This is a genomic window from Pseudomonas sp. PK-RTE-24 (assembly GCF_054052265.1).
The window spans coordinates 928,064-947,208 of sequence record NZ_CM133224.1 but is presented as its reverse complement, the minus strand read 5'-3'; the positions used below and the strand labels follow the sequence as shown (position 1 = coordinate 947,208).

Genomic DNA, 19,145 nt, shown 5'->3' with positions numbered 1-19,145 from the left:
GCATGAGCGACTCCCTTGATCTCAGCCTGGACGGTGTAGAACGCCGATCGCTGGCTGACTTCACCGAAAATGCCTACCTCAACTACTCCATGTACGTGATCATGGACCGCGCCTTGCCGCATATCGGCGACGGCCTGAAGCCGGTACAGCGGCGTATCGTCTACGCCATGAGCGAACTGGGGCTGGACGCCGATTCCAAGCACAAGAAATCGGCGCGTACCGTCGGTGACGTGCTCGGCAAGTTCCACCCCCACGGCGATTCGGCGTGCTACGAAGCGATGGTGCTGATGGCGCAGCCGTTCAGCTATCGCTACACGCTGGTCGACGGCCAGGGCAACTGGGGTGCGCCGGACGATCCGAAGTCCTTCGCGGCCATGCGTTACACCGAAGCGCGGCTGTCGCGCTATTCCGAAGTGCTGCTCAGCGAACTGGGCCAGGGCACCGCTGACTGGGGGCCGAACTTCGACGGCACCCTTCAGGAACCGCTGGTATTACCGGCGCGCCTGCCAAACATTCTGCTCAACGGCACCACCGGTATCGCCGTGGGCATGGCCACCGACGTACCGCCGCACAACCTGCGCGAAGTCGCCACCGCCTGCGTGCGCTTGCTCGATGAGCCGAAAGCCACGGTCGAACAGCTCTGCGAACACATTCAGGGTCCGGATTATCCGACCGAAGCGGAAATCATCACGCCGCGTGCCGACCTGCTGAAGATGTACGAAACCGGCAAGGGCTCGGTGCGTATGCGCGCCGTGTACCACGTCGAGGATGGCGACATCATCGTCACCGCGCTGCCGCATCAGGTCTCCGGCGCCAAGGTGCTGGAGCAGATCGCCGCGTTGATGCAGGCCAAACCGTCGAAAGCGCCGCAGATCGCCGATCTGCGTGACGAATCCGACCACGAAAACCCGTGCCGCATCGTGATCATCCCGGTCAACAGCCGCGTCGATCACGAAGCGCTGATGCAGCACCTGTTCGCCAGCACCGAGCTGGAGTCGACCTACCGGGTCAACGTCAACATCATCGGCCTGGACGGCAAGCCACAGCTGAAAAACCTCCGTGCGCTGCTGGTCGAATGGCTGGAATTCCGCGTGCTGACCGTGCGTCGCCGCCTGCAATTTCGCCTCGACAAGGTCGAACGGCGCCTGCACCTGTTGGACGGTTTGCTGATCGCCTACCTCAACCTGGATGAAGTAATTCACATCATCCGTACCGAGGAGCATCCGAAAGCCAAGCTCATTGAGCGTTTCGCCCTCAGCGAGATTCAGGCCGACTACATCCTCGACACCCGCTTGCGTCAGTTGGCGCGACTGGAAGAGATGAAGCTGCGCGACGAGCAGGACGAACTGCTCAAGGAACAAGCCAAGCTGCAAGCCCTGCTGGGCAGCGAAGCGAAGCTGAAGAAACTGGTGCGCACCGAGCTGCTCAAAGACGCCGAAACCTACGGCGACGACCGCCGTTCGCCAATCGTCGAGCGCGCCGAAGCCAAGGCGTTGAGCGAGCACGATCTGCTGCCGAACGAGAAAGTCACTGTCGTGCTGTCGGAAAAAGGCTGGGTACGTTCGGCCAAGGGCCACGACATCGACGCTACCGGTCTGTCGTACAAGGCCGGCGATGGCTTCAAGACCTCGGCGGCGGGGCGCTCCAACCAGTTTGCCGTGTTCATCGATTCCACCGGTCGCAGCTACTCGGTCGCCGCGCATACCTTGCCGTCGGCCCGTGGCCAGGGCGAACCCTTGACCGGCCGTCTGACGCCGCCACCGGGCGCTTCGTTCGAATGCGTGCTGATGCCCGAAGACGATGCGCTGTACGTGATTGCGTCCGATGCCGGTTACGGCTTCGTGGTCAAAGGCGAAGATCTGCAAGCGAAGAACAAGGCCGGCAAGGCCCTGTTGAGCCTGCCGAACAACGCCAAGGTCATCGCGCCGCGCCCTGTGGCCGATCGTGAGCAGAACTGGCTGGCCTCGGTCACGACCGAAGGTCGCCTGCTGATCTTCAAAATCAGCGATCTGCCACAATTAGGTAAGGGCAAAGGCAACAAGATCATCGGTATATCCGGTGAACGCGTGGCCAGTCGCGAAGAATATGTCACGGACATCGCCGTCCTGCCGGAAGGCGCCACCCTGGTATTGCAGGCTGGCAAACGGACCCTGTCGCTGAAAGCCGACGACCTCGAGCACTACAAAGGTGAGCGTGGACGGCGCGGAAACAAACTTCCGCGGGGCTTCCAGAGAGTGGATGCGCTGCTCGTCGAAAACCTCAATTAGGCGAGAACGCCTTCCTAGAGCGTTCGATCTGCGATTAAACGCGTAGATCGACGCTTTGGCGCTGGAGTCGGAACGCATATTCACGGATGATATGGCCTTTCAAGCGCCGGCGTGGCCGAGCGTTCTTCATATTTATTGAGTATTTTCACTGTGGTCAGCCTTGTGGCGGCCACCTGGACGGGATGATGACTGCTCTACGCCCCCTTATTTTGTTGCTCGCCGGCGTTCTTGGCCTGGCGGGTTGCAGCGTTCACCAGCCGGTGTCGCTGTACCAACTGGACAGCGGAAGTCCGGTTCAGCCTGCGCAAAGCGCAGGCATGGCGGTTTTGCTGGGGCCGGTAGTTGTTGCCGATTACCTGCAACGCGAAACCCTGCTGCAACGTCAACCCGACGGCAGCCTGCAAGCGGCGACCGACGGTCGTTGGGCTGGCAGCCTTTCGTCGGATATCGATCAACTGCTGATGCGTCAGGTCGCCGGTCATCTGGACAGCCAGCGCGTGGTGCTGGCGCCTGCTACTGCCGGATTCACGCCGGATGTGCAGGTTCTGCTGACCATCACCCGTCTGGATTCCGGGGCGAAACAACCGGCGATTCTCGATGCGCAATGGCGTTTGATCGATCGTCGCGGCAAGGTGCGCGATAACCGCATCATTCACCTGCAGGAAACGCACGCCGGCAGCACCGCGTCCCAGGTGCAGGCACAAGGGGTTCTGTTGCAGCGTCTGGCCGAGCAACTGTCGGTGGCGCTCAAGCCACTGGCCAACCAGCCGCCCGTGGCCGAGGCACCGCGTAAAGCCGCGCCGAAACCCGCAGCGCCGGCGGCGGATGCCGAGAAGCAGCCAAAGATTCCGATGGCCTCGCCTATTCGTACCGATATGGAAGTGTTTCGCTTCTGAGGCTGGAACGAGCCAGAACAGAGCCCGCCTGGTGCGGGCTTTGTTGTGTCTGGAGTGGGGTGGAAGATCAAAAGCCCCTCACCCTAGCCCTCTCCCGGAGGGAGAGGGGACCGACTGAGGTGTCGGGCGTCTTACGTCGACCTGAGAGATCTTGGCGATTATGGATTCACAGCCAAACGTGCATGTCGATGTAACTCTCGAATATCCCCCAATCTGTTCCCTCTCCCTCTGGGAGAGGGCTAGGGTGAGGGGCTTTTCAGGAATGCTCTCGAATCCAATAACGCCGCGCACAAAAAAGCCCGCAGACAATCACTCATCTGCGGGCTTTTGCGTATCGGGCCTAAGCCTTACGCCCGGCGCTCATGCATCCGCGCCAGTTGCCGTTCGAGCATCGACGGATATGGCTCCATCAACCGCTCCACACAGCAAGCGCCTTCAGGGCTGGCGATCGGCCGGATCCGCGCACGCTGGCGGATCAGCGTGTCATCGCTGATCTTGCGCTCGACCAGCAGCAGATTGCGGCTGTGTTGCGACAAGGCCAGTGCATCCTGGGCCGAATCGGTCAGCAGCAGATCAATCTGGCTCAGACCGAACAACTCATCGCCCAAGGTCAGGCCCAGCTGCAATTGCAGGGTGATGCCGCTGTCTGCGACCTCGATCTGCAACTGATGACCCAGAGCACGCAGCAATTCGCCGCAGCAGATGGCATTGGTCAGGTAGTCGTCGCCGCAATCTTCGGTATGGAACAGCAGCAGCGTGCTGCCATCGTTGAGAGTTTCGATTTCGCCCTGATACAGCGACGCGGCCTGCTCGAGGCAGTCGCGATAGCGATCCTGCAGTTCTTCCAGGCGTGCGCGAGGCAAGCGACGCAGTTGTTCCTGCGATCCCAATTGCACGGCCAGTACGGCGGTGTGCTGTGGCACGTCAGGGCTCGGTTTGCGCGTGAGCGGTTGGGCGGCGCCGTTCAGCGATTCGTCGCGCAGGTCGGCGAAGGCGTCATCGTCATCATCGTCTTCGACCGTGCTGACCAGGTGACGCGGCGCCGGTTTCTTCGCGGCCAGCGGGCGGCTTTCGTCGAAGCTCGGATCGCGCAGGTTACGCACCTCGAATTCAGGCTCGTCTTCTTCCTCGGCGAATTCCGGCTCGGGTTCGGGCTCAGGCTCCGGTTCCGGGGCGTAGCTGGCATGCAGCTGGCGCGCCAGATCGCCGATTTCATCCTGGCGATCGATGCCCGGGGTGTGCGCGTCGATCCGGCGCAGCCACACGCGCAATTGCAGCAACGGCGTCGACAGATAGCGGCCCATGCGCAGACTCAGAGCCAATGACAGCGCCAGCAGAATCGCGCTCAGAATGCCCATGCTTTGCAGGCTGATGGTCATCGGCTGCTGGAACTGATCCATGTCCAGGCTGATGCGCAGTTGCCCGGCAGTCACGTCCTGGAATGTGATCTTGCTCTCGTACATGCCCTCGGCTTCGCCCAGCAGGCTGTGCTTGGGACGCTGACCGGACTCGGCGAGGATGCGGTTGTCCACACTGTAGATCGCCGCGTGGGCGACCAGTTTGTTCTTGGTCAGGTTGTTGAGCAGCACGTTGAGGCTGAGGATGTCGTTGGACACCAGCAGCTCGGTGGCGGAGGTGGCGGTCTGCGTGGTCAGGCTTTCGCCCAGCGCATCGGCCTGCTCGTGCATGGCCTGCTTGAATTGCAGACCCATCACCCCGGCATAGATCACCAGGGCCAGAGCGACCAGGATCACGTTGTGGCTGGCAATGCGCAATGCAATCGGTACACGGCGATGGCGCAGTGCACGGAAGATCAGCAGGAAGAAGTTATCGGTTTTGACTGGCGTGGGCCGGTTCACTTGAGCTCGGCTCTTTGTCCGTGAAGTTGACGCGCAGTATAGCGACAGGCCCCAGACCGGCAAAGCGCTCGCGGTGCCCGATGGTCACTGAAAGTGGGTAGAATGCGGTTTTTTTCCAGTTGCGGGGGTGCGCGTTGCGCGAAATCGTCCTGATTAACATCACGGGAGTCGACCGTCCCGGTCTGACAGCGGCCATCACCGGTGTTCTGGCACAAGGTGGTGTGAACATTCTCGACATCGGTCAGGCGGTGATCCACGACACCCTGTCGTTCGGCATCCTGGTTGAAATTCCCGATTCCGAACAGGGCAAGTCAGTGCTCAAGGACATCCTGTTCAAGGGCTACGAACTGGATCAGCAAGTGCGTTTCACCCCGGTGTCCGAAGAGGATTACCAGCAGTGGGTGGGCAATCAGGGCAAGAAACGCCATATCGTTACCCTGCTGACGCGCAAAGTCACAGCCGGCCAGTTGCAGGCGGTCAGCGCGATCACCGCCAAATATGGCTTGAACATCGACCATATCGACCGTCTGTCGGGGCGCATGCCGCTGGACACGCCGGCCGACAAGGGCAAGGGTTGCATCGAGTTTTCCGTGCGCGGCGAAGCCGCCGATCCGCAGGCTTTGCGCGCCGAATTCCTCAGCGTTGCCCAGGAATTGAACGTCGACATCGCCTTCCAGGAAGACTCGCTGTTTCGCCGCAACCGGCGTCTGGCGGTGTTCGACATGGACTCGACGCTGATCGAAGCGGAAGTCATCGATGAGCTGGCCAAAGCGGCCGGCGTGGGTGACCGGGTTTCGGAAATCACCGAGCGCGCCATGGCCGGTGAACTGGATTTCCGCGCCAGCTTCAAGGAGCGTCTGGCGCTGCTCAAGGGCCTCGACGTCAGCGTGCTCGACTCGATCGGCGCCTCGCTGCGCCTGACCGAAGGCGCCGAAACCCTGTTCGCCGAACTCAAGCGCCTTGGCTACAAAACCGCCATCCTGTCCGGCGGCTTCACTTATTTCGCCAAGCAGCTGCAAGCCAGGCTGGGCATCGACTACGTGTTTGCCAACGAGCTGGAAGTGGTCGACGGCAAGTGCACCGGCGTGGCGATCGAGCCGATTGTCGATGCGCAGCGCAAGGCTGACTTGCTCAAGGAGCTGGCGCACAAGGAAGGTCTGCGTCTGGAGCAGACCATTGCCGTCGGCGACGGCGCCAACGACTTGCCGATGCTGGCGATTGCCGGGCTGGGCGTGGCGTTCCGCGCCAAACCGTTGGTCAAGCAGTCGGCGAAGCAGGCGATTTCAACGCTGGGGCTGGATGGTGTGTTGTATCTGCTGGGTTTCCGGGATCGTGACGGGCAGCTCTGAGATCTCCATAAGCTGATCTGGCCTCTTCGCGAGCAGGCTCGCTCCCACAGGAAATCTCATTCCAGTGTGGGAGCGAGCCTGCTCGCGAAGGCCGCGCCTCGGTCTAGAGCGAATTCCACAACGAATCAAAATCCTCCTCACCCCCGCCATTCTGCGCAGGATCCAGCGAGCGATAGGCGAACTGATTGAAACTGTGCGTACTCGCCACCCGCCGATCCAGCCCGGCGCGGTGTTCTTCGCCCTGGGTATTGATCAATACCTTGTTGCCTTCCTGAAACGGCAGGCGCGGCGCAAGCACGGTGGCCGGCACATCGATCGCACTGATCTCCGGCAACAGCAAACCGCGCAGATAATGGCTGTGATCGTCCTTGGAACGAACCAGTTGCAGCCCGCACGGCTGCGCGTGTGGCGCGACCAGTTCAATGCCCATCTGCGTGCCGCTGCCGCGCACCTGGCGAATCCAGCGAATCACCGCAATGCTCCAGCCTTTGCTCTCGCTGTCCTGAATGCCGAGCATTTCCCCGGCCTGCAATTCGGCCGGCACCTCGCTCGGCCAGGCCAGGCAATAGCCGCCGGGGCTGTGGTTGATCACCGGCAAGGCGTAAGTCGGATAATTCGGCGCGTTGCCGGGGCCTTCATCCTCGCTCAGCTGGTCGTACTGGATTTCCTCGTACGGCAACAGCTCATCGTTACTTTGCGGGGCAGCGTCGAACGCCTGACTCCAGCTGTCCTTTTCGCCGTTGGCCACGACGCTGCTGAAATTTGCCGTGCGGGCACCGGGATGTTTGAGCAACTCGCTGAAGGTGCGCTCGCCGCCGAGGTAGAAGTGCAGGGCGCTCATGCCGACGCACACGGTCAATGTGCCCTGGCCGGCGCTGCGCTGAAAACTGCGTTCGGCAGCCTGGCCCCAAGTGGCGTGCAGATGTTGCAGGGTATCGATGCTGAGACCGGCGGAAACAGGCAGGGGGGTTGAAGTCGGCTGCTGCAGCAGGTGCGTTTCGAGCTGCTTGACCAAGGGCTGCGGGTCGAAGCCCAGCAGCCCGCTCTGTTGTTCGCTGCGAAACATCTTGCGGTAGCGTGGACCAACATCCAGTTCCGGGCTGATGGCGAACAAACCGTCGTCGGCGCTGCCGGGATGCAGTTTGAGCAGGGCGCTCCACGGCTCGATCACCTCGGCCAGCCGAGCAATCTGACTCTGGCGTAATTGATTGCAACGGGCACTGCCCAATAGCAGCGCGGCGATGTAGGTCTGTTCGACGCTCAGTTCGCTGGTCAAAAACGCCAGATCATCGCGCAGCCGCCGTTGTTGCAGCTGTAATTGCGCAGCGCTGCGATACAGCTGATGCAATTCCAACCACACGTGTTCCGGCGGTGAACTGTACAGCTGCGTGGCGCGCACCAGTTGCGCCTTGAGGGCATGCGCGGCGCGTTGCAAGGCGGTGCCGACCAATGTCGCGCGATCCTTGCTGTATTTGGGCAGGATGCGCAGAACAATCTGTTTATAGCCGATGGCCAACTGAGCTTGCAGCGCCTGACACAGGTTGCTGACTTTTCGCGAACGCTCGTCGAGCATGATCGCCTGATGCAGAAAATGCCGTTCCAGATGCTGGCAGACGAAATACACCTCGGGCCGCAGCAGCTCAAGCAATTGCAGGCGATTGTCGCTGGGGGTGAGCAACAGGTTCAGTTCGCCGAGGCCTTGATACAGCAAGCGGGCGGTTTCGCCGATGTTGGCCTTGGGCAGGCCGGCGATCCAGCGCTTGAGGTCGCGCGGGCTGGCCTCGCAGAACGACAGGCGCGTTTGCGTGGGAGTCGGAGCGCGCAGCTTGGGAGAAAAGTTGGTCTGGCTCATGAGCAAAACCATAGCAGCAAATGCCGCGGTTTGCGGAAGCAGCCTCGGCTGCTTCCGCGAACAGGGTCACGCTTTTGGCAGTGCCAGGCCTTGGCCCATCTGCACGGGTGAACCGGCCACCAGCTCTTCGGCCCACTTCACCTGATCCGGGCCAAACAGCACGATCGCCGTCGAACCGAGCTTGAAGCGCCCAAGTTCCGCGCCTTTTTCCAGATGAATCGGTGCGCGTGCGGCTTCGTCGTAGCGGAAGGTTTTCAGCTCGCGCTTCGGTGGCGTGACCAGACCGGCCCACACGGTTTCGATCGAAGCGACAATCATCGCACCGACCAGCACCACGGCCATCGGCCCGCGTTCTGTATCGAAAATGCACGCCACGCGCTCGTTGCGGGCGAACAGCTCCGGGACGTTTTCGGCAGTGGTCTGGTTCACCGAAAAAATGCGGCCCGGGATGTAGACCATTTCGCGCAGGGTGCCGGCCAGCGGCATGTGCACGCGGTGGTAGTCCTTAGGCGACAGGTAAATGGTAGCGAAGTCGCCGCCCATGAACGGCGCTGCGTTGGCCGCATCCCCGCCGAGCAACTCCAGCACGCTGAAGCTGTGGCCCTTGGCCTGGAACACACGACCGTGCTCGATCGGGCCGAGCTGGCTGACCGCACCGTCGGCCGGGCTGAGGATTGCGCCCGGGGTCTCGTCCAGTGGACGCGCGCCGTCTTTCAGGGCACGCGTGAAGAAGGCGTTGAAGTGCTCGTAAGCGGTCAGGTCTTCGACCAGCGCTTGCGACATGTCCACTTGATAACGCTTGGCAAACCATTGGGTGAAGGCATTCTTGAACCAGCGCACGCGGCATTCGGCGATGCAGCCGGCCAGGCGCGACAGCAGGTGATGCGGCAGCAGGTACTGGCTGAGGATAAACAGACGCTCTTTCATTAGTTGTCCTTAAAAACCTTAAATCTCGACTGGCGTGTCAGGGTGGTTGCCCCATTCGCCCCAGGAACCGGCGTAGCCCTTGACCCGCGGATAACCGAGGGCTTTGGCCACCAGATAAGTGAAGCCCGACCGGTGATGGGTCTGGCAGTGGGTAATGATTTCCTTGTCCTTGGTGATCCCGAGGTTTTCGAGGATCTGCGGCATGTCGCTGCGGATACGCAACTGACGCGTCTGGTCCATGCCGGCAGTCCATTCGAAATTGACCGCACCGGGGATGTGGCCACCCTTGGCGGCGAGGACTTTCTCGCCGGAATATTCCAGCGGCCCACGCGCGTCCCAGATCGCCAGATCTGCCGCGCCGAGACGGCTTTGCAGGTATTCGCGGGTGGCGGTCGGTTCGTCGTGCAGGGTCAGCGACACTGGGCCACCGACGGCGGCCGGCACTTGAATCGACATGGGCATGCCGTCCGCCAGCCAGGCCGGAAGACCACCGTCTATATAGTGGTACTTGTCGTGGCCAATGACATCGAGCAGCCAGATGAAGCGTCCGGCCCAGCCACCGCCCTCATCGTCATACACCACGTAGACCGCGTCTTTGCGATGACCGAGCTCACCAAACAACGCTTCCAGATCGGCCTTCGCCGGCATCAGCCCGGGCGCCGGTGGCTGGCCGAGCTGGGTGCGTTTCGGGTCGACAAAACGTGCGCCGGGCAAGTGACCTTCGGCATACCGGGCAGGGCTGGTCAGGTCCACCAGAATCAGTTCCGGGGACTCCAGACGCGGCAGCAGGTCGCTCGGCTCGATGACAAGCGGCAAGCCAGAGAAGTCAGACATGTGAGGTCTCCAGAGCACAAAGGGGAGGATTGTAGCGCAGGCTCATTGGCCACGGCTGCTAAAGCTGTGCAGGGCTTTTTCGATGCACTGCGCGGTTTTGCCGAAGGCTTGCACAGTGATGTCGGCGAAGGGGCCGCCGCCCTGATCGGCAACGACGATCATGATCACCCGACCATTGTTGACCAATGAACGCAGAAACAGATGTTCGCCACGAAACAGCGTGCGCAGGCTCGCCGGTAACAAGGCCGAGAATTGTGCGTTGTTCTCCGGCGTGATCCGCACCTGTGCCTGCTGAGCGAGCAGGCGTTGCAGGACTTTGCTCTGGCTGACGACAAAACTCAGCGCCGCCGCATCCTTCGGCAAACCGGCGGTCTGGTGTACGCGCAGGGTCGAGTGCGTGCGGTCGGCCATCAGAATCATCACCCGGCGCATGCCGCTGGCCACCAGTGCCTCGCGGGCGGCGACGGTCAGGCTCATGGCATTGGTGAAGCGGCTGGGTTCGGCGAGCAGTTCGGCGCATTGCCGACGCCACTGGCCCAAGTCATCCGCATTCGGCGCTGCTGCCGGGAGCATGCCGGCCGGCAAGCGACGAGTGCCCCACGGCCAGATCAGCGAAACCGCCGGGTGCCACAAATCGGGCATCGCATGCTGACGCGCGCTGTTCGCCGCTTGCTGGTGCAACTGTTGCTGCACTTCGTCCATGGAAATCTGCAGATAGAGGCTGGTCAGGTACTGCCAGCGCTTGCTGTGCGGACTGTCCCAGGCCTGTTGCGCCGACAGCGCCAGCCCATTGGCCAGCAGCACGGTATTCGCCGGCTGGTTGAGCCAGCGGCGCAATGTCGGGTCATCGTCGAGGCGATTCTGCTGGCGCAGCGGGTGTTCACTGTCGCGGGCGATGCGCAGCACTTTGACCAGTTCGCGTTGTTCGCTGAGCAGCAATTTGTAGCCTTGCTCGACCCAGATCGGCAGATGCCAGGCGTGGACCAGTGCCTCGGCGATCTTCAACAGGCGCACGCCGAACAATTGCTTTTCGACCACCCGTGCCGACTCGCCCTTGTGGATCACGCGCAGTTCCCACTCCTCGAGCAACTGCGGATACGTCAGTGCCAAGGGCCACAGCGGCGACAAAAACAGCAAGCTGCCCCAATGAATGTCCTGCCACAGCCGCGCGAGGCGACTGGCAAAAAAACCGTTGGCCTGTTGTGTCGCGTGTTGGCTGATCAGTTGCAATTGGCGCAAACCCTTGGGGATTTGCCGGTGCGGTTCGGCGGGCAGGCGCGCGAGCAATTCTTCGGTGCGGGCAAGGCCCAGGCGATTGATTGCCACCTCAAGATTTTCCGCCGGCGCGGCCATGGTGCCGTGGGTGTGACGATTCGCCTCACGGATGACGCTCAAGGCCAGCGCCGGGCTGTCCTGCATCAGATCGGCGATGTCGCGCAGCGAGCTGCGATTGTCGCGGATCGCCCGGCAGACTTTGTCGTGAGCCTCTTGTGGTACGGGCAGGCGGACGCTGTCGAGCAGCTTGACCCAAGCCTGGAGCGTGGTCGGTATTACCGATGGAATGTTCGTTTCATTAGCCATGTCTGGACGAGATCTTCACTGACTGTAGACGCGCCCGGCATGGGCTAAATTGGCTTTTCGCCTGAACTGGCTATAGTCTGGCGCAGTTTTGCCGATAAGTAGAAGAAGAGATTTTTTAACTTCCGAATATGACCTTGAACCCGACTTAAACAAGTACCTTCTACCTATGGCTAAAATTATCGGCATCATCGTCGTATTCGCGAGCGTGCTCGGCGGATACGTGCTCTCCCACGGCAAGATTGCCGCCCTGATCCAGCCCTTCGAGGTGATGATCATCGGCGGTGCGGCCCTCGGCGCATTTCTCCAGGCCAACCCCGGTTACATGACGATGCACGTGCTCAAGAAATCCCTGAGCATGTTCGGTTCGCGCTTCACCCACACCTTCTACCTGGAAGTGCTCGGGCTGATCTACGAAATCCTCAACAAGAGCCGCCGTGAAGGCATGATGGCAATCGAAGGCGACATCGAAGATGCCGCCGCGAGCCCGATCTTCGCCAAGTACCCGGCGGTGCTCAAGGATGAACGCATGACCGCGTTCGTCTGCGATTACCTGCGCATCATGTCCTCCGGCAACATGGCTCCGCACGAACTGGAAGGCCTGTTCGACATGGAACTGTACAGCCTCAAGGAAGACCTCGAGCACCCATCGCACGCAGTCAACGGCATCGCCGACGGCATGCCCGGTTTCGGTATCGTTGCGGCGGTACTCGGTATCGTGGTGACCATGGCCTCGCTGGGCGAGGGCGACCAGGCGTCGATCGGTCTGCACGTGGGTGCGGCACTGGTCGGTACCTTCTTCGGTATTCTCGCGGCATACGGTTTCTTCGGTCCGCTGGCGCATTCCCTGGCCCACGATGCCAAGGAAGAGCTCAACGTCTACGAAGCCATCAAGGCCTCGCTGGTGGCTTCGGCGTCCGGCATGCCGCCGTCGCTGGCGGTCGAGTTCGGGCGCAAGGTTCTGTACCCGGCGCACCGTCCAAGCTTCGCCGAGCTGGAACAAGCGGTTCGCGGTCGCTAAGTCATGGAAAATAATCAGCCGATCATCGTCAAGCGCGTCAAGCGCATTGCCGCCGGGCACCACGGCGGGGCGTGGAAAATCGCCTTCGCCGACTTTGCCACGGCGATGATGGCGTTCTTCCTCGTGCTGTGGCTGCTGTCCACCGCTACGCCGGAACAGAAGATCGCCATCGCCGGTTATTTCAAGGACCCGGTCGGCTTCTCCGAAAGCGGCACGCCGTACATCATCGACTTGGGTGGCACGCCGACCCTGGCGCCGGAAAATACCCTCAACCCGGAAGTGAAGTCGCAACCGCAACCGGACAAGGTTACGGTCGATACCGATCAGGTTGAAGGCATGGCCGAGCAGGTCGAGAAGGAGCGTCTCGAACTGCTCCTGCAAGAACTGCAGAACAAGGTCGACGAGAACCCGCAACTGCAGAAGTTCAAGGATCAGATCCTTTTCGAGATCACCCCGAACGGCTTGCGCATCCAGATCATGGACGCCGAGAACCGGCCGATGTTCGACTCCGGGTCCGCACGCCTGAAGCCGTACTTTGAAGACATCCTGCTGGCCATGGCCGACACCATCAAAGCGGTGCCGAACAAGATCAGCATCAGCGGCCACACCGACGCCAAGCCGTACATTGGCACTGGCGACTACGGCAACTGGGAGCTCTCGGCCAACCGCGCCAATGCGGCTCGCCGTGCCCTGGTCGCGGGCAGCTATCCGGATGCGCAGGTGGCGCGGGTGGTCGGTTATGCCTCGTCGGCGTTGTTCGATCGGGAAAATCCGTTCAACCCGGTCAACCGCCGGATCGACATTGTCGTACTGACCAAAAAAGCCCAGGCCGCCATCGAAGGTGCGCAGGGGCCTGAGGCAGCGAAACCGGCGGATCAGGGGCAGAACGGTGCTGCTCCGGCAGCCCCGGTTGATCCGAATGCGTTGCCGGCGGACAAACAGCCAGTGCCAGCTCACGAGTTGCGCGAGCGGTTGAATCTGTTCGACGATGCGGCGCCGAAACCGGCTGAGCCGGGTGGGGCGGTGCCTGCGCCGAAGCAGTAAGTGAAAAAAAAGCCGACAGTGATGTCGGCTTTTTTGTGGCTATCACAGGCCGGCACAGTCTCAGAATCCCCGACGAATCCGGTTCTTCAGCTGTTCATGAAACATCTCTGCATCGCGCTTGTACGCCCCTTTCACCGATTCGCTGATCGAATCCAGTGCCATCGACCGCTTGTTCGACACCTCATCACGATACGCATCGATAAAGAAATCCAGATCGCTGGCCGTGCTCAGCTTCGGCCATTTGTCCAGATAGATCGGCAGTTGCGCAGGTCCGGTCTTGAACGTACAGATCCGCCGATTGCTGATCGTCGCCTCGCCAATTTCGAACGGCACCCACCACGACAGTGCAGTTGTCTCCGATACCACCGCCAGCAGATGCGTGCACTCGGTGATGTTGCGGGTAATGACCCCGGTAATGTCGTCCGTGGTCTGCGATTCCGGATCGAGGACATCGAGATATGTCCTGATCTTCGCTTGGGTCAGGCGGGTGTTGATGGCGATCGCATGGGCGCGATCCATGTGGCGATAGCTGATAAAGACTGGCATCAGAAATGTCCTTTGAGGGCGAGTTCGCGGTAATAGGCGCCGAGTGCCGTCAGGCGGCAGCCGGTGGAGTTGAGGGCGGCGTAGTACATGTGCTCGGCGTCGACCGGCTCGATCAGGCTGTGGCGGTTGCACTTCTGCAACTGGGCAAAGACCTCGCCATGTTCAGGCACGAACGCCTTTTCGGTGGGCTCATGGCTGGGGTCGAGCGGGTAGACCGATTCGGCTTCGGCAAACCAGTCGGGCAATTTGCGCAGGATCTCCTTGGGGATCAGCGGCGAGACTTCGCGCAGGGAAATGAACTGCGACACATTGGTCTTGAACACCGGACGCTGTTCCCAGGCGCCGAGGGCGTTGTCGACAAAGGAATACAGACTGCCGGGGGTGATTTTGCCGAGGATATTCGCCGCGCCGCCGTGCAGCGCTTGCAGGAGCAGGCCGGTGAACACGCCGTGCTGCGCGCCCTCCATTGCCGGCTCGGCTTTTTTGCAGGCGGTGAGGATCGTCATACCCTCGCTGACCATGCTGCTCTCGCTGCGCAAGGCGCGCACTTCGCCGGCCGAACCGCTTTCGCAGCAGTCGAGGATAATCACTTTGTTTTTGATCCGCGTGGCCTTGTCCGCCCAGTTGAGGATGTCGCTGATGCGGATGCCGTCCTTGGCGTTGCGGTAGTCCTGCGCGATCAACATGCCTTCGTCAGTGTCCGCGTCGAAACCGCCATGGCCGGCGAAATACAGCAGAGCGACGTTGCAGTCACCGGAAAACAACTCGCGGATCTGGTCTTCGAGTTTTTGCCGGCTCAAATAATCCTCGGCGGACGTCAACACGACATTCTTGAAGTTGGGGTCGCCGTTGGCATTGGTTTTCAGCACCGATGCCATGGCCATGGCGTCGTTGCAACAGCCGCTCAGGCCGCCGATATGCGTGTAATCGTTGATGCCGATGAACAGTGCCTTGCGCATGCTCATACCACCGTGTGCAGGCGGATCGCGCCGACGATGCTGTGGGCACTGCACGCGTGGATGTAGCGAGACGAATGGCGGATGAATAAAACACAGGTTGGCATGGCTTTCCTCGAAGGTCGCTGTGAGCGAAGGAGGAAAGGAATGTAGGCCGCTGGCTCAGGCCTACAAGGTCTGCGCGGCAAAACAGAAAGGTCCTGCAAGCAGCCGCGCAAAAGCCTACAGCAGAGGCTTATGTTTAAGTGGGGGAGAGCTGATTCAGATGCGGTCCGACAACCGGCAGCCCGTGGTGCGGGGCTGCCGGCGCGACTGTTTAATAACCGTTTTCGGGCAGGCTGGCGATGATCGAGCGATAGCTGTTCATCCGTTGCTGCTGGATGCGGCCATCTTCGAGCGCCTTGAGCAGCGCGCAACCCGGTTCGCGGTCGTGCTTGCAGTCGCGGAAACGGCAAGTGCCGAGCAGGTCATCGAACTCGATGAAACCGGCTTCGACATCGGCGCGGCTGACGTGGCCCAGACCGAATTCACGGATGCCCGGGGAGTCGATCAGTTCGCCGCCGCCAGGGAAGTGGAACAGGCGCGCGGTGGTGGTGGTGTGCGTGCCCTGACCGGACAATTCCGACAACGGCCCGACGCGGGTTTCGACTTCCGGCAGCAGGCTGTTGACCAGCGACGACTTGCCGACGCCGGACTGGCCTACGAACACGCTGATGCGCCCGTCGAGCTGCTTTTGCAGTTGCTCCATGCCGTCGCCGTGGTGGGCCGAGACTTCCAGCACCGGATAACCCAGCGTGCGGTACACCGCCAGCAACGCGTTCAGCGCCGGGGCGTTCTGCTCGTCGATCAGGTCGAATTTGTTCAGCAGCAGAAGCGGGCGGATACCGGCATGTTCGGCGGCGACCAGATAGCGGTCGATCAGGTTGGCGTGAGGCTCGGGCAGCGGCGCGAAAACGATGACGATCATGTCGACGTTGGCGGCAACCGGCTTGAGCTGGCCACGACTGTCGGGGCGGCACAGTTCGGTGCTGCGCGGCAGTTGCGCGACGATCACGCCAATGCCTTGGTTGCCGGCGCGCCAGACCACTTTGTCGCCAGTGACCAGCGCTGGCAGGTTGGCGCGCAAGTGGCAACGGAACACTTGACCGGCGAGTTCGCCGTCGACGGCTTCGACTTCGACCTGCACGCCGAAGTGGGCGATCACCAGGCCGTGTTGCTCTGGGCCAAGGTCGCCGCCCTCGAGGGCTTCGACCGCCGAGGACTCGCGTTTGGCGGCGCGTGCGGCGCGCTCGCCCTGGATCTTTTCGATGCGCCAGTTTTGACGACGATTGAGTTGGCGTTTGGCCATGGGTGTTCCGTCTGAAGAATGCAGCGATTAGGTAAAACGGCCGCGAGTTTAGCACGCCCGGCCATCGGCCTAGGCTAAACTGCGCAGCATTGCCTAGGAGCCCGAATATGCAAAACCCGCAGAACCTGATCTGGATCGACCTGGAAATGACCGGTCTGGACCCGGACAACGATGTCATCATCGAAATGGCCACTATCGTTACCGACAGTGAGCTGAACACATTGGCTGAAGGTCCGGTGATTGCCATCCACCATAGCGACGAAGTGCTCGCGCGCATGGACGAGTGGAATACCCGCACCCACGGCAACTCCGGTCTGACCCAGCGTGTGCGCGACAGCCGCATCAGCATGGCTGAGGCAGAAGCTGAGACCATCGCCTTTCTGGAAAAGTGGGTGCCGAAGGGCAAGTCGCCGATCTGCGGCAATAGCATCTGCCAGGATCGTCGCTTCCTTTATACCCACATGAAGGCGCTGGAAAGCTACTTCCACTATCGCAACCTCGACGTCTCCACGCTCAAGGAACTGGCCGCGCGCTGGGCTCCGGATGTGCGCGACAGCTTCAAGAAGGGCAGCACGCACCTGGCGCTGGACGACATTCGCGAATCGATCGCCGAGTTGCAGCATTACCGCAAGCACTTCATCAAGTTCTGAGGGAGCGGCTTTCCGCCTTCGCGAGCCTGCTCGCGAGAGGCGCGCCCTCTTCTGGTGCGGCGCCGAAATGGCTAGACTGCGCGCCTTCCTGCCTGGACTGCCATCATGTTGCTGATGCTATATCTGATCGCCATTACCGCCGAAGCCATGACTGGCGCGCTGTCCGCCGGACGACGAGGCATGGACTGGTTCGGCGTGGTGCTGATCGCCTGCATCACCGCGCTCGGTGGCGGTTCGGTGCGCGACGTGTTGCTCGGGCACTACCCGCTGACTTGGGTCAAACACCCGGAATATCTGGTGCTGACCTCGGTGGCGGCGATGTTTACGGTGTTTGCCGCACGCTGGATGCGTCACCTGCGCTCGCTGTTTCTGGTGCTCGACGCGGTGGGGCTGGTGGCATTTACCTTGATCGGTTGCATGACAGCGCTGGAAATGGGCCACGGCATGCTGGTGGCCTCGGTCAGCGGCGTCATCACCGGTGTGTTCGGCGGCATCCTGCGCGACATTTTCTGCAATGACATTCCGCTGATATTTCGCCGCGAACTTTATGCCAGTGTTTCATTCGCTGCGGCATGGTGCTACATGTTTTGTCTTTATATAAATGTGCCGGGCGAACAAGCCATCCTGATCACTTTGTTTGGCGGGTTCCTGTTACGTCTGCTGGCCATCCGTTTCCATTGGGAAATGCCGAAGTTCGTCTATAACGACGAACATTGATCATTCTTGCGTTGGTGTATTGGAGGCTGGTTTAAAGGCATATGAGTTGCCGGCGGCTGGTGCACGCATATTTCTTACACTTTTCACTTTGATATTTTCTTGGTGGGTATGTAACTTTTTTTGCTGACATGTTTTCGATGTCACTATCAAGTTATATTCTCACAGAGGAGCTGTATTATGAGTGAAAGCATGGATGCTACAGGTAATCAACAAAACACTTCGCCCGTTCTTGTGGGGTTGTCCAGTCTGAAGGTCAAGTTTGACGCCAGTGATAACACTCAAAGCAGGGCACTTTTCGCTAATGGTCGGATGCAAGTCAAAGTTCAGGTGCTGGTTGCCGGAGTAGACGCCGACGGCAACGCTGTGCATGTACCGGAAGATGTAATGGAAAGCATCCAGCTTATTCATTACGCGACCGGCAAGACCTTGCGCGATGGTTGGGTCGCGAGCGCGGTCCAAGGGCGGTTTACGCGTGAGGCACGGCCTGCACCGGATGCCTTGGACAGGCACGATGATGATCTTGAGAATGACAGCGTTCATCCACAGGTGCGTACGTTCTGGGTTTCCTCGTCGAGCGCCGGAACGACTGAGGTCGGTGCGCGCCTGTCTCTCAACGGGGAGAGGATTTTGAGCAACGGAACCACCCCTGTCAGTGTTCATTACAGCAGCGTGACTCTGGAGGCTGAAAAGCCCGCGACATATGGAGTCTTTCAGTTGTATCAGAACAGGATTGGTAATGAGTCGCCTGGTAATCGTATCTGGAAGTACCATCTGGGGCTGTACCCGGACGGGAAGCAAATCCGCCTGGTCGATTGGATGGTCGAGGGGGCTGAAGAGGGCGAAAACCTCGATTTTGCGGGCGGGAACAGGCTTAACGAAATCAAAACAAATTATATGAAGTGCATTTTCGTCCGTCCCGAAAAAACCAGTGTGACCGTCACCTTGCCTGATAGGGGTGATCCGTTTGTATATGCTTTCACCGGCGATGCGCAAACATGGAATCACAAGCATTACAAAGTAAATACGCAAAGCGACGGAGAACTCACTATTGTGCAGGCGTTATCCGAATACTCGGAAAATACCGGTGCGCAAAAATATGGAAGTGTCCTCTACTTTATCGCTATCGATGAATATGGTACCGGGCATAAGTTGGCGATTCGCGTGAGTTTTTATGAGCGCAATTTGTCTCTTCAGCGAGGCTGAGTTTCATCATCCATTGATGCAATGTCTTGGGATGTAGTAGCTGTATATGCGTTTGGCATCGCGGCTGCAGATAAGCTGCCATGTTCGATGATCAGGCA

The 19,145-nt window shown here is 60.4% G+C and carries 16 protein-coding genes; 8 read left to right on the top strand and 8 right to left on the bottom strand.

What is annotated here, in order from left to right; all coding sequences use genetic code 11:
* Positions 1-2 precede the first annotated feature (2 nt).
* Both parC and ACV8MC_RS04150 read left to right on the top strand, forming a co-directional pair.
* Positions 3-2,267 (top strand): DNA topoisomerase IV subunit A, encoded by a 2,265-nt coding sequence (gene parC / locus ACV8MC_RS04155; RefSeq protein ID WP_024011349.1) that lies wholly within the window; start codon positions 3-5, stop codon positions 2,265-2,267.
* A gap of 185 nt (positions 2,268-2,452) precedes the next feature.
* Positions 2,453-3,163 (top strand): PqiC family protein, encoded by a 711-nt coding sequence (locus tag ACV8MC_RS04150; RefSeq protein ID WP_024011350.1) that lies wholly within the window; start codon positions 2,453-2,455, stop codon positions 3,161-3,163.
* 347 nt (positions 3,164-3,510) lie between these two features.
* Here ACV8MC_RS04150 and ACV8MC_RS04145 read toward each other — a convergent pair whose 3' ends face one another.
* Complete coding sequence (locus ACV8MC_RS04145) at positions 3,511-5,022, bottom strand: AhpA/YtjB family protein (RefSeq protein ID WP_041477649.1); 1,512 nt, start codon at positions 5,020-5,022, stop codon at positions 3,511-3,513.
* Between the two features lie 134 nt (positions 5,023-5,156).
* Here ACV8MC_RS04145 and serB point away from each other — a divergent pair, with 134 nt between their 5' ends.
* Positions 5,157-6,371, top strand: coding sequence for a phosphoserine phosphatase SerB (gene serB / locus ACV8MC_RS04140; RefSeq protein WP_041477650.1), 1,215 nt, complete (start codon positions 5,157-5,159; stop codon positions 6,369-6,371).
* A 103-nt stretch (positions 6,372-6,474) separates the two neighbouring features.
* Here serB and ACV8MC_RS04135 read toward each other — a convergent pair whose 3' ends face one another.
* The 4 genes from ACV8MC_RS04135 to ACV8MC_RS04120 form a co-directional block, all read right to left on the bottom strand.
* A complete protein-coding gene (locus tag ACV8MC_RS04135; RefSeq protein WP_457264550.1) occupies positions 6,475-8,223 on the bottom strand; it encodes a molecular chaperone in 1,749 nt (582 codons plus the stop codon).
* A gap of 66 nt (positions 8,224-8,289) precedes the next feature.
* Positions 8,290-9,150 carry an archaetidylserine decarboxylase gene (gene asd / locus ACV8MC_RS04130; protein WP_024011354.1) on the bottom strand — a complete coding sequence of 287 codons (861 nt, stop codon included), beginning with the start codon at positions 9,148-9,150 and terminating at the stop codon, positions 8,290-8,292.
* Positions 9,151-9,168: 18 nt separating this feature from the next.
* Positions 9,169-9,984, bottom strand: coding sequence for a thiosulfate sulfurtransferase (gene rhdA, locus ACV8MC_RS04125; protein ID WP_076565369.1), 816 nt, complete (start codon positions 9,982-9,984; stop codon positions 9,169-9,171).
* A gap of 42 nt (positions 9,985-10,026) precedes the next feature.
* On the bottom strand, positions 10,027-11,565 hold the full coding sequence (locus ACV8MC_RS04120; protein ID WP_150638291.1) for an HDOD domain-containing protein: 1,539 nt from the start codon (positions 11,563-11,565) through the stop codon (positions 10,027-10,029).
* A gap of 166 nt (positions 11,566-11,731) precedes the next feature.
* On the opposite strand from ACV8MC_RS04120, the gene motA reads away from it, so the two are divergent.
* Together motA and motB are read left to right on the top strand one after the other, a co-directional pair.
* Positions 11,732-12,583, top strand: coding sequence for a flagellar motor stator protein MotA (motA, locus tag ACV8MC_RS04115; protein WP_024011357.1), 852 nt, complete (start codon positions 11,732-11,734; stop codon positions 12,581-12,583).
* Between the two features lie 3 nt (positions 12,584-12,586).
* Positions 12,587-13,627: a flagellar motor protein MotB gene (gene motB, locus ACV8MC_RS04110; protein WP_315435159.1), complete on the top strand. Its 1,041-nt coding sequence runs from the start codon at positions 12,587-12,589 to the stop codon at positions 13,625-13,627.
* A 60-nt stretch (positions 13,628-13,687) separates the two neighbouring features.
* Here the strand turns inward: motB and ACV8MC_RS04105 are convergent, their stop codons facing one another.
* From ACV8MC_RS04105 to rsgA, 3 genes are all read right to left on the bottom strand, one after another.
* Positions 13,688-14,173, bottom strand: coding sequence for a toll/interleukin-1 receptor domain-containing protein (locus tag ACV8MC_RS04105; RefSeq protein WP_041480739.1), 486 nt, complete (start codon positions 14,171-14,173; stop codon positions 13,688-13,690).
* Positions 14,173-15,132, bottom strand: coding sequence for a caspase family protein (locus ACV8MC_RS04100; protein ID WP_056787534.1), 960 nt, complete (start codon positions 15,130-15,132; stop codon positions 14,173-14,175). Before ACV8MC_RS04100 ends, ACV8MC_RS04105 begins: the two co-directional genes overlap by 1 nt.
* 313 nt (positions 15,133-15,445) lie before the next feature.
* A complete protein-coding gene (gene rsgA, locus ACV8MC_RS04095; protein WP_024011360.1) occupies positions 15,446-16,477 on the bottom strand; it encodes a small ribosomal subunit biogenesis GTPase RsgA in 1,032 nt (343 codons plus the stop codon).
* 107 nt (positions 16,478-16,584) lie between these two features.
* Between rsgA and orn the strand changes: the two genes are divergently transcribed.
* The 3 genes from orn to ACV8MC_RS04080 all read left to right on the top strand — a co-directional run bounded on the left by orn (position 16,585) and on the right by ACV8MC_RS04080 (position 19,047).
* A complete protein-coding gene (gene orn, locus ACV8MC_RS04090) occupies positions 16,585-17,127 on the top strand; it encodes an oligoribonuclease (RefSeq protein WP_016771957.1) in 543 nt (180 codons plus the stop codon).
* Between the two features lie 102 nt (positions 17,128-17,229).
* On the top strand, positions 17,230-17,844 hold the full coding sequence (locus ACV8MC_RS04085) for a trimeric intracellular cation channel family protein (protein WP_177342722.1): 615 nt from the start codon (positions 17,230-17,232) through the stop codon (positions 17,842-17,844).
* 177 nt (positions 17,845-18,021) lie between these two features.
* Positions 18,022-19,047 carry a hypothetical protein gene (locus tag ACV8MC_RS04080; RefSeq protein ID WP_056787539.1) on the top strand — a complete coding sequence of 342 codons (1,026 nt, stop codon included), beginning with the start codon at positions 18,022-18,024 and terminating at the stop codon, positions 19,045-19,047.
* Positions 19,048-19,145 lie beyond the last annotated feature (98 nt).

What these genes read in the sequence shown, in the direction of transcription:
- parC (WP_024011349.1), top strand. Translation starts at nt 3, where the DNA reads ATGAGCGACTCCCTTGATCTCAGCCTGGACGGTGTAGAACGCCGATCG.
- ACV8MC_RS04080 (WP_056787539.1), top strand. Translation starts at nt 18,022, where the DNA reads ATGAGTGAAAGCATGGATGCTACAGGTAATCAACAAAACACTTCGCCC.
- ACV8MC_RS04135 (WP_457264550.1), bottom strand. Translation starts at nt 8,223, where the DNA reads ATGAGCCAGACCAACTTTTCTCCCAAGCTGCGCGCTCCGACTCCCACG.
- ACV8MC_RS04150 (WP_024011350.1), top strand. Translation starts at nt 2,453, where the DNA reads ATGACTGCTCTACGCCCCCTTATTTTGTTGCTCGCCGGCGTTCTTGGC.
- ACV8MC_RS04105 (WP_041480739.1), bottom strand. Translation starts at nt 14,173, where the DNA reads ATGCCAGTCTTTATCAGCTATCGCCACATGGATCGCGCCCATGCGATC.
- orn (WP_016771957.1), top strand. Translation starts at nt 16,585, where the DNA reads ATGCAAAACCCGCAGAACCTGATCTGGATCGACCTGGAAATGACCGGT.
- ACV8MC_RS04120 (WP_150638291.1), bottom strand. Translation starts at nt 11,565, where the DNA reads ATGGCTAATGAAACGAACATTCCATCGGTAATACCGACCACGCTCCAG.
- motB (WP_315435159.1), top strand. Translation starts at nt 12,587, where the DNA reads ATGGAAAATAATCAGCCGATCATCGTCAAGCGCGTCAAGCGCATTGCC.
- motA (WP_024011357.1), top strand. Translation starts at nt 11,732, where the DNA reads ATGGCTAAAATTATCGGCATCATCGTCGTATTCGCGAGCGTGCTCGGC.
- rhdA (WP_076565369.1), bottom strand. Translation starts at nt 9,984, where the DNA reads ATGTCTGACTTCTCTGGCTTGCCGCTTGTCATCGAGCCGAGCGACCTG.
- ACV8MC_RS04100 (WP_056787534.1), bottom strand. Translation starts at nt 15,132, where the DNA reads ATGCGCAAGGCACTGTTCATCGGCATCAACGATTACACGCATATCGGC.
- asd (WP_024011354.1), bottom strand. Translation starts at nt 9,150, where the DNA reads ATGAAAGAGCGTCTGTTTATCCTCAGCCAGTACCTGCTGCCGCATCAC.
- rsgA (WP_024011360.1), bottom strand. Translation starts at nt 16,477, where the DNA reads ATGGCCAAACGCCAACTCAATCGTCGTCAAAACTGGCGCATCGAAAAG.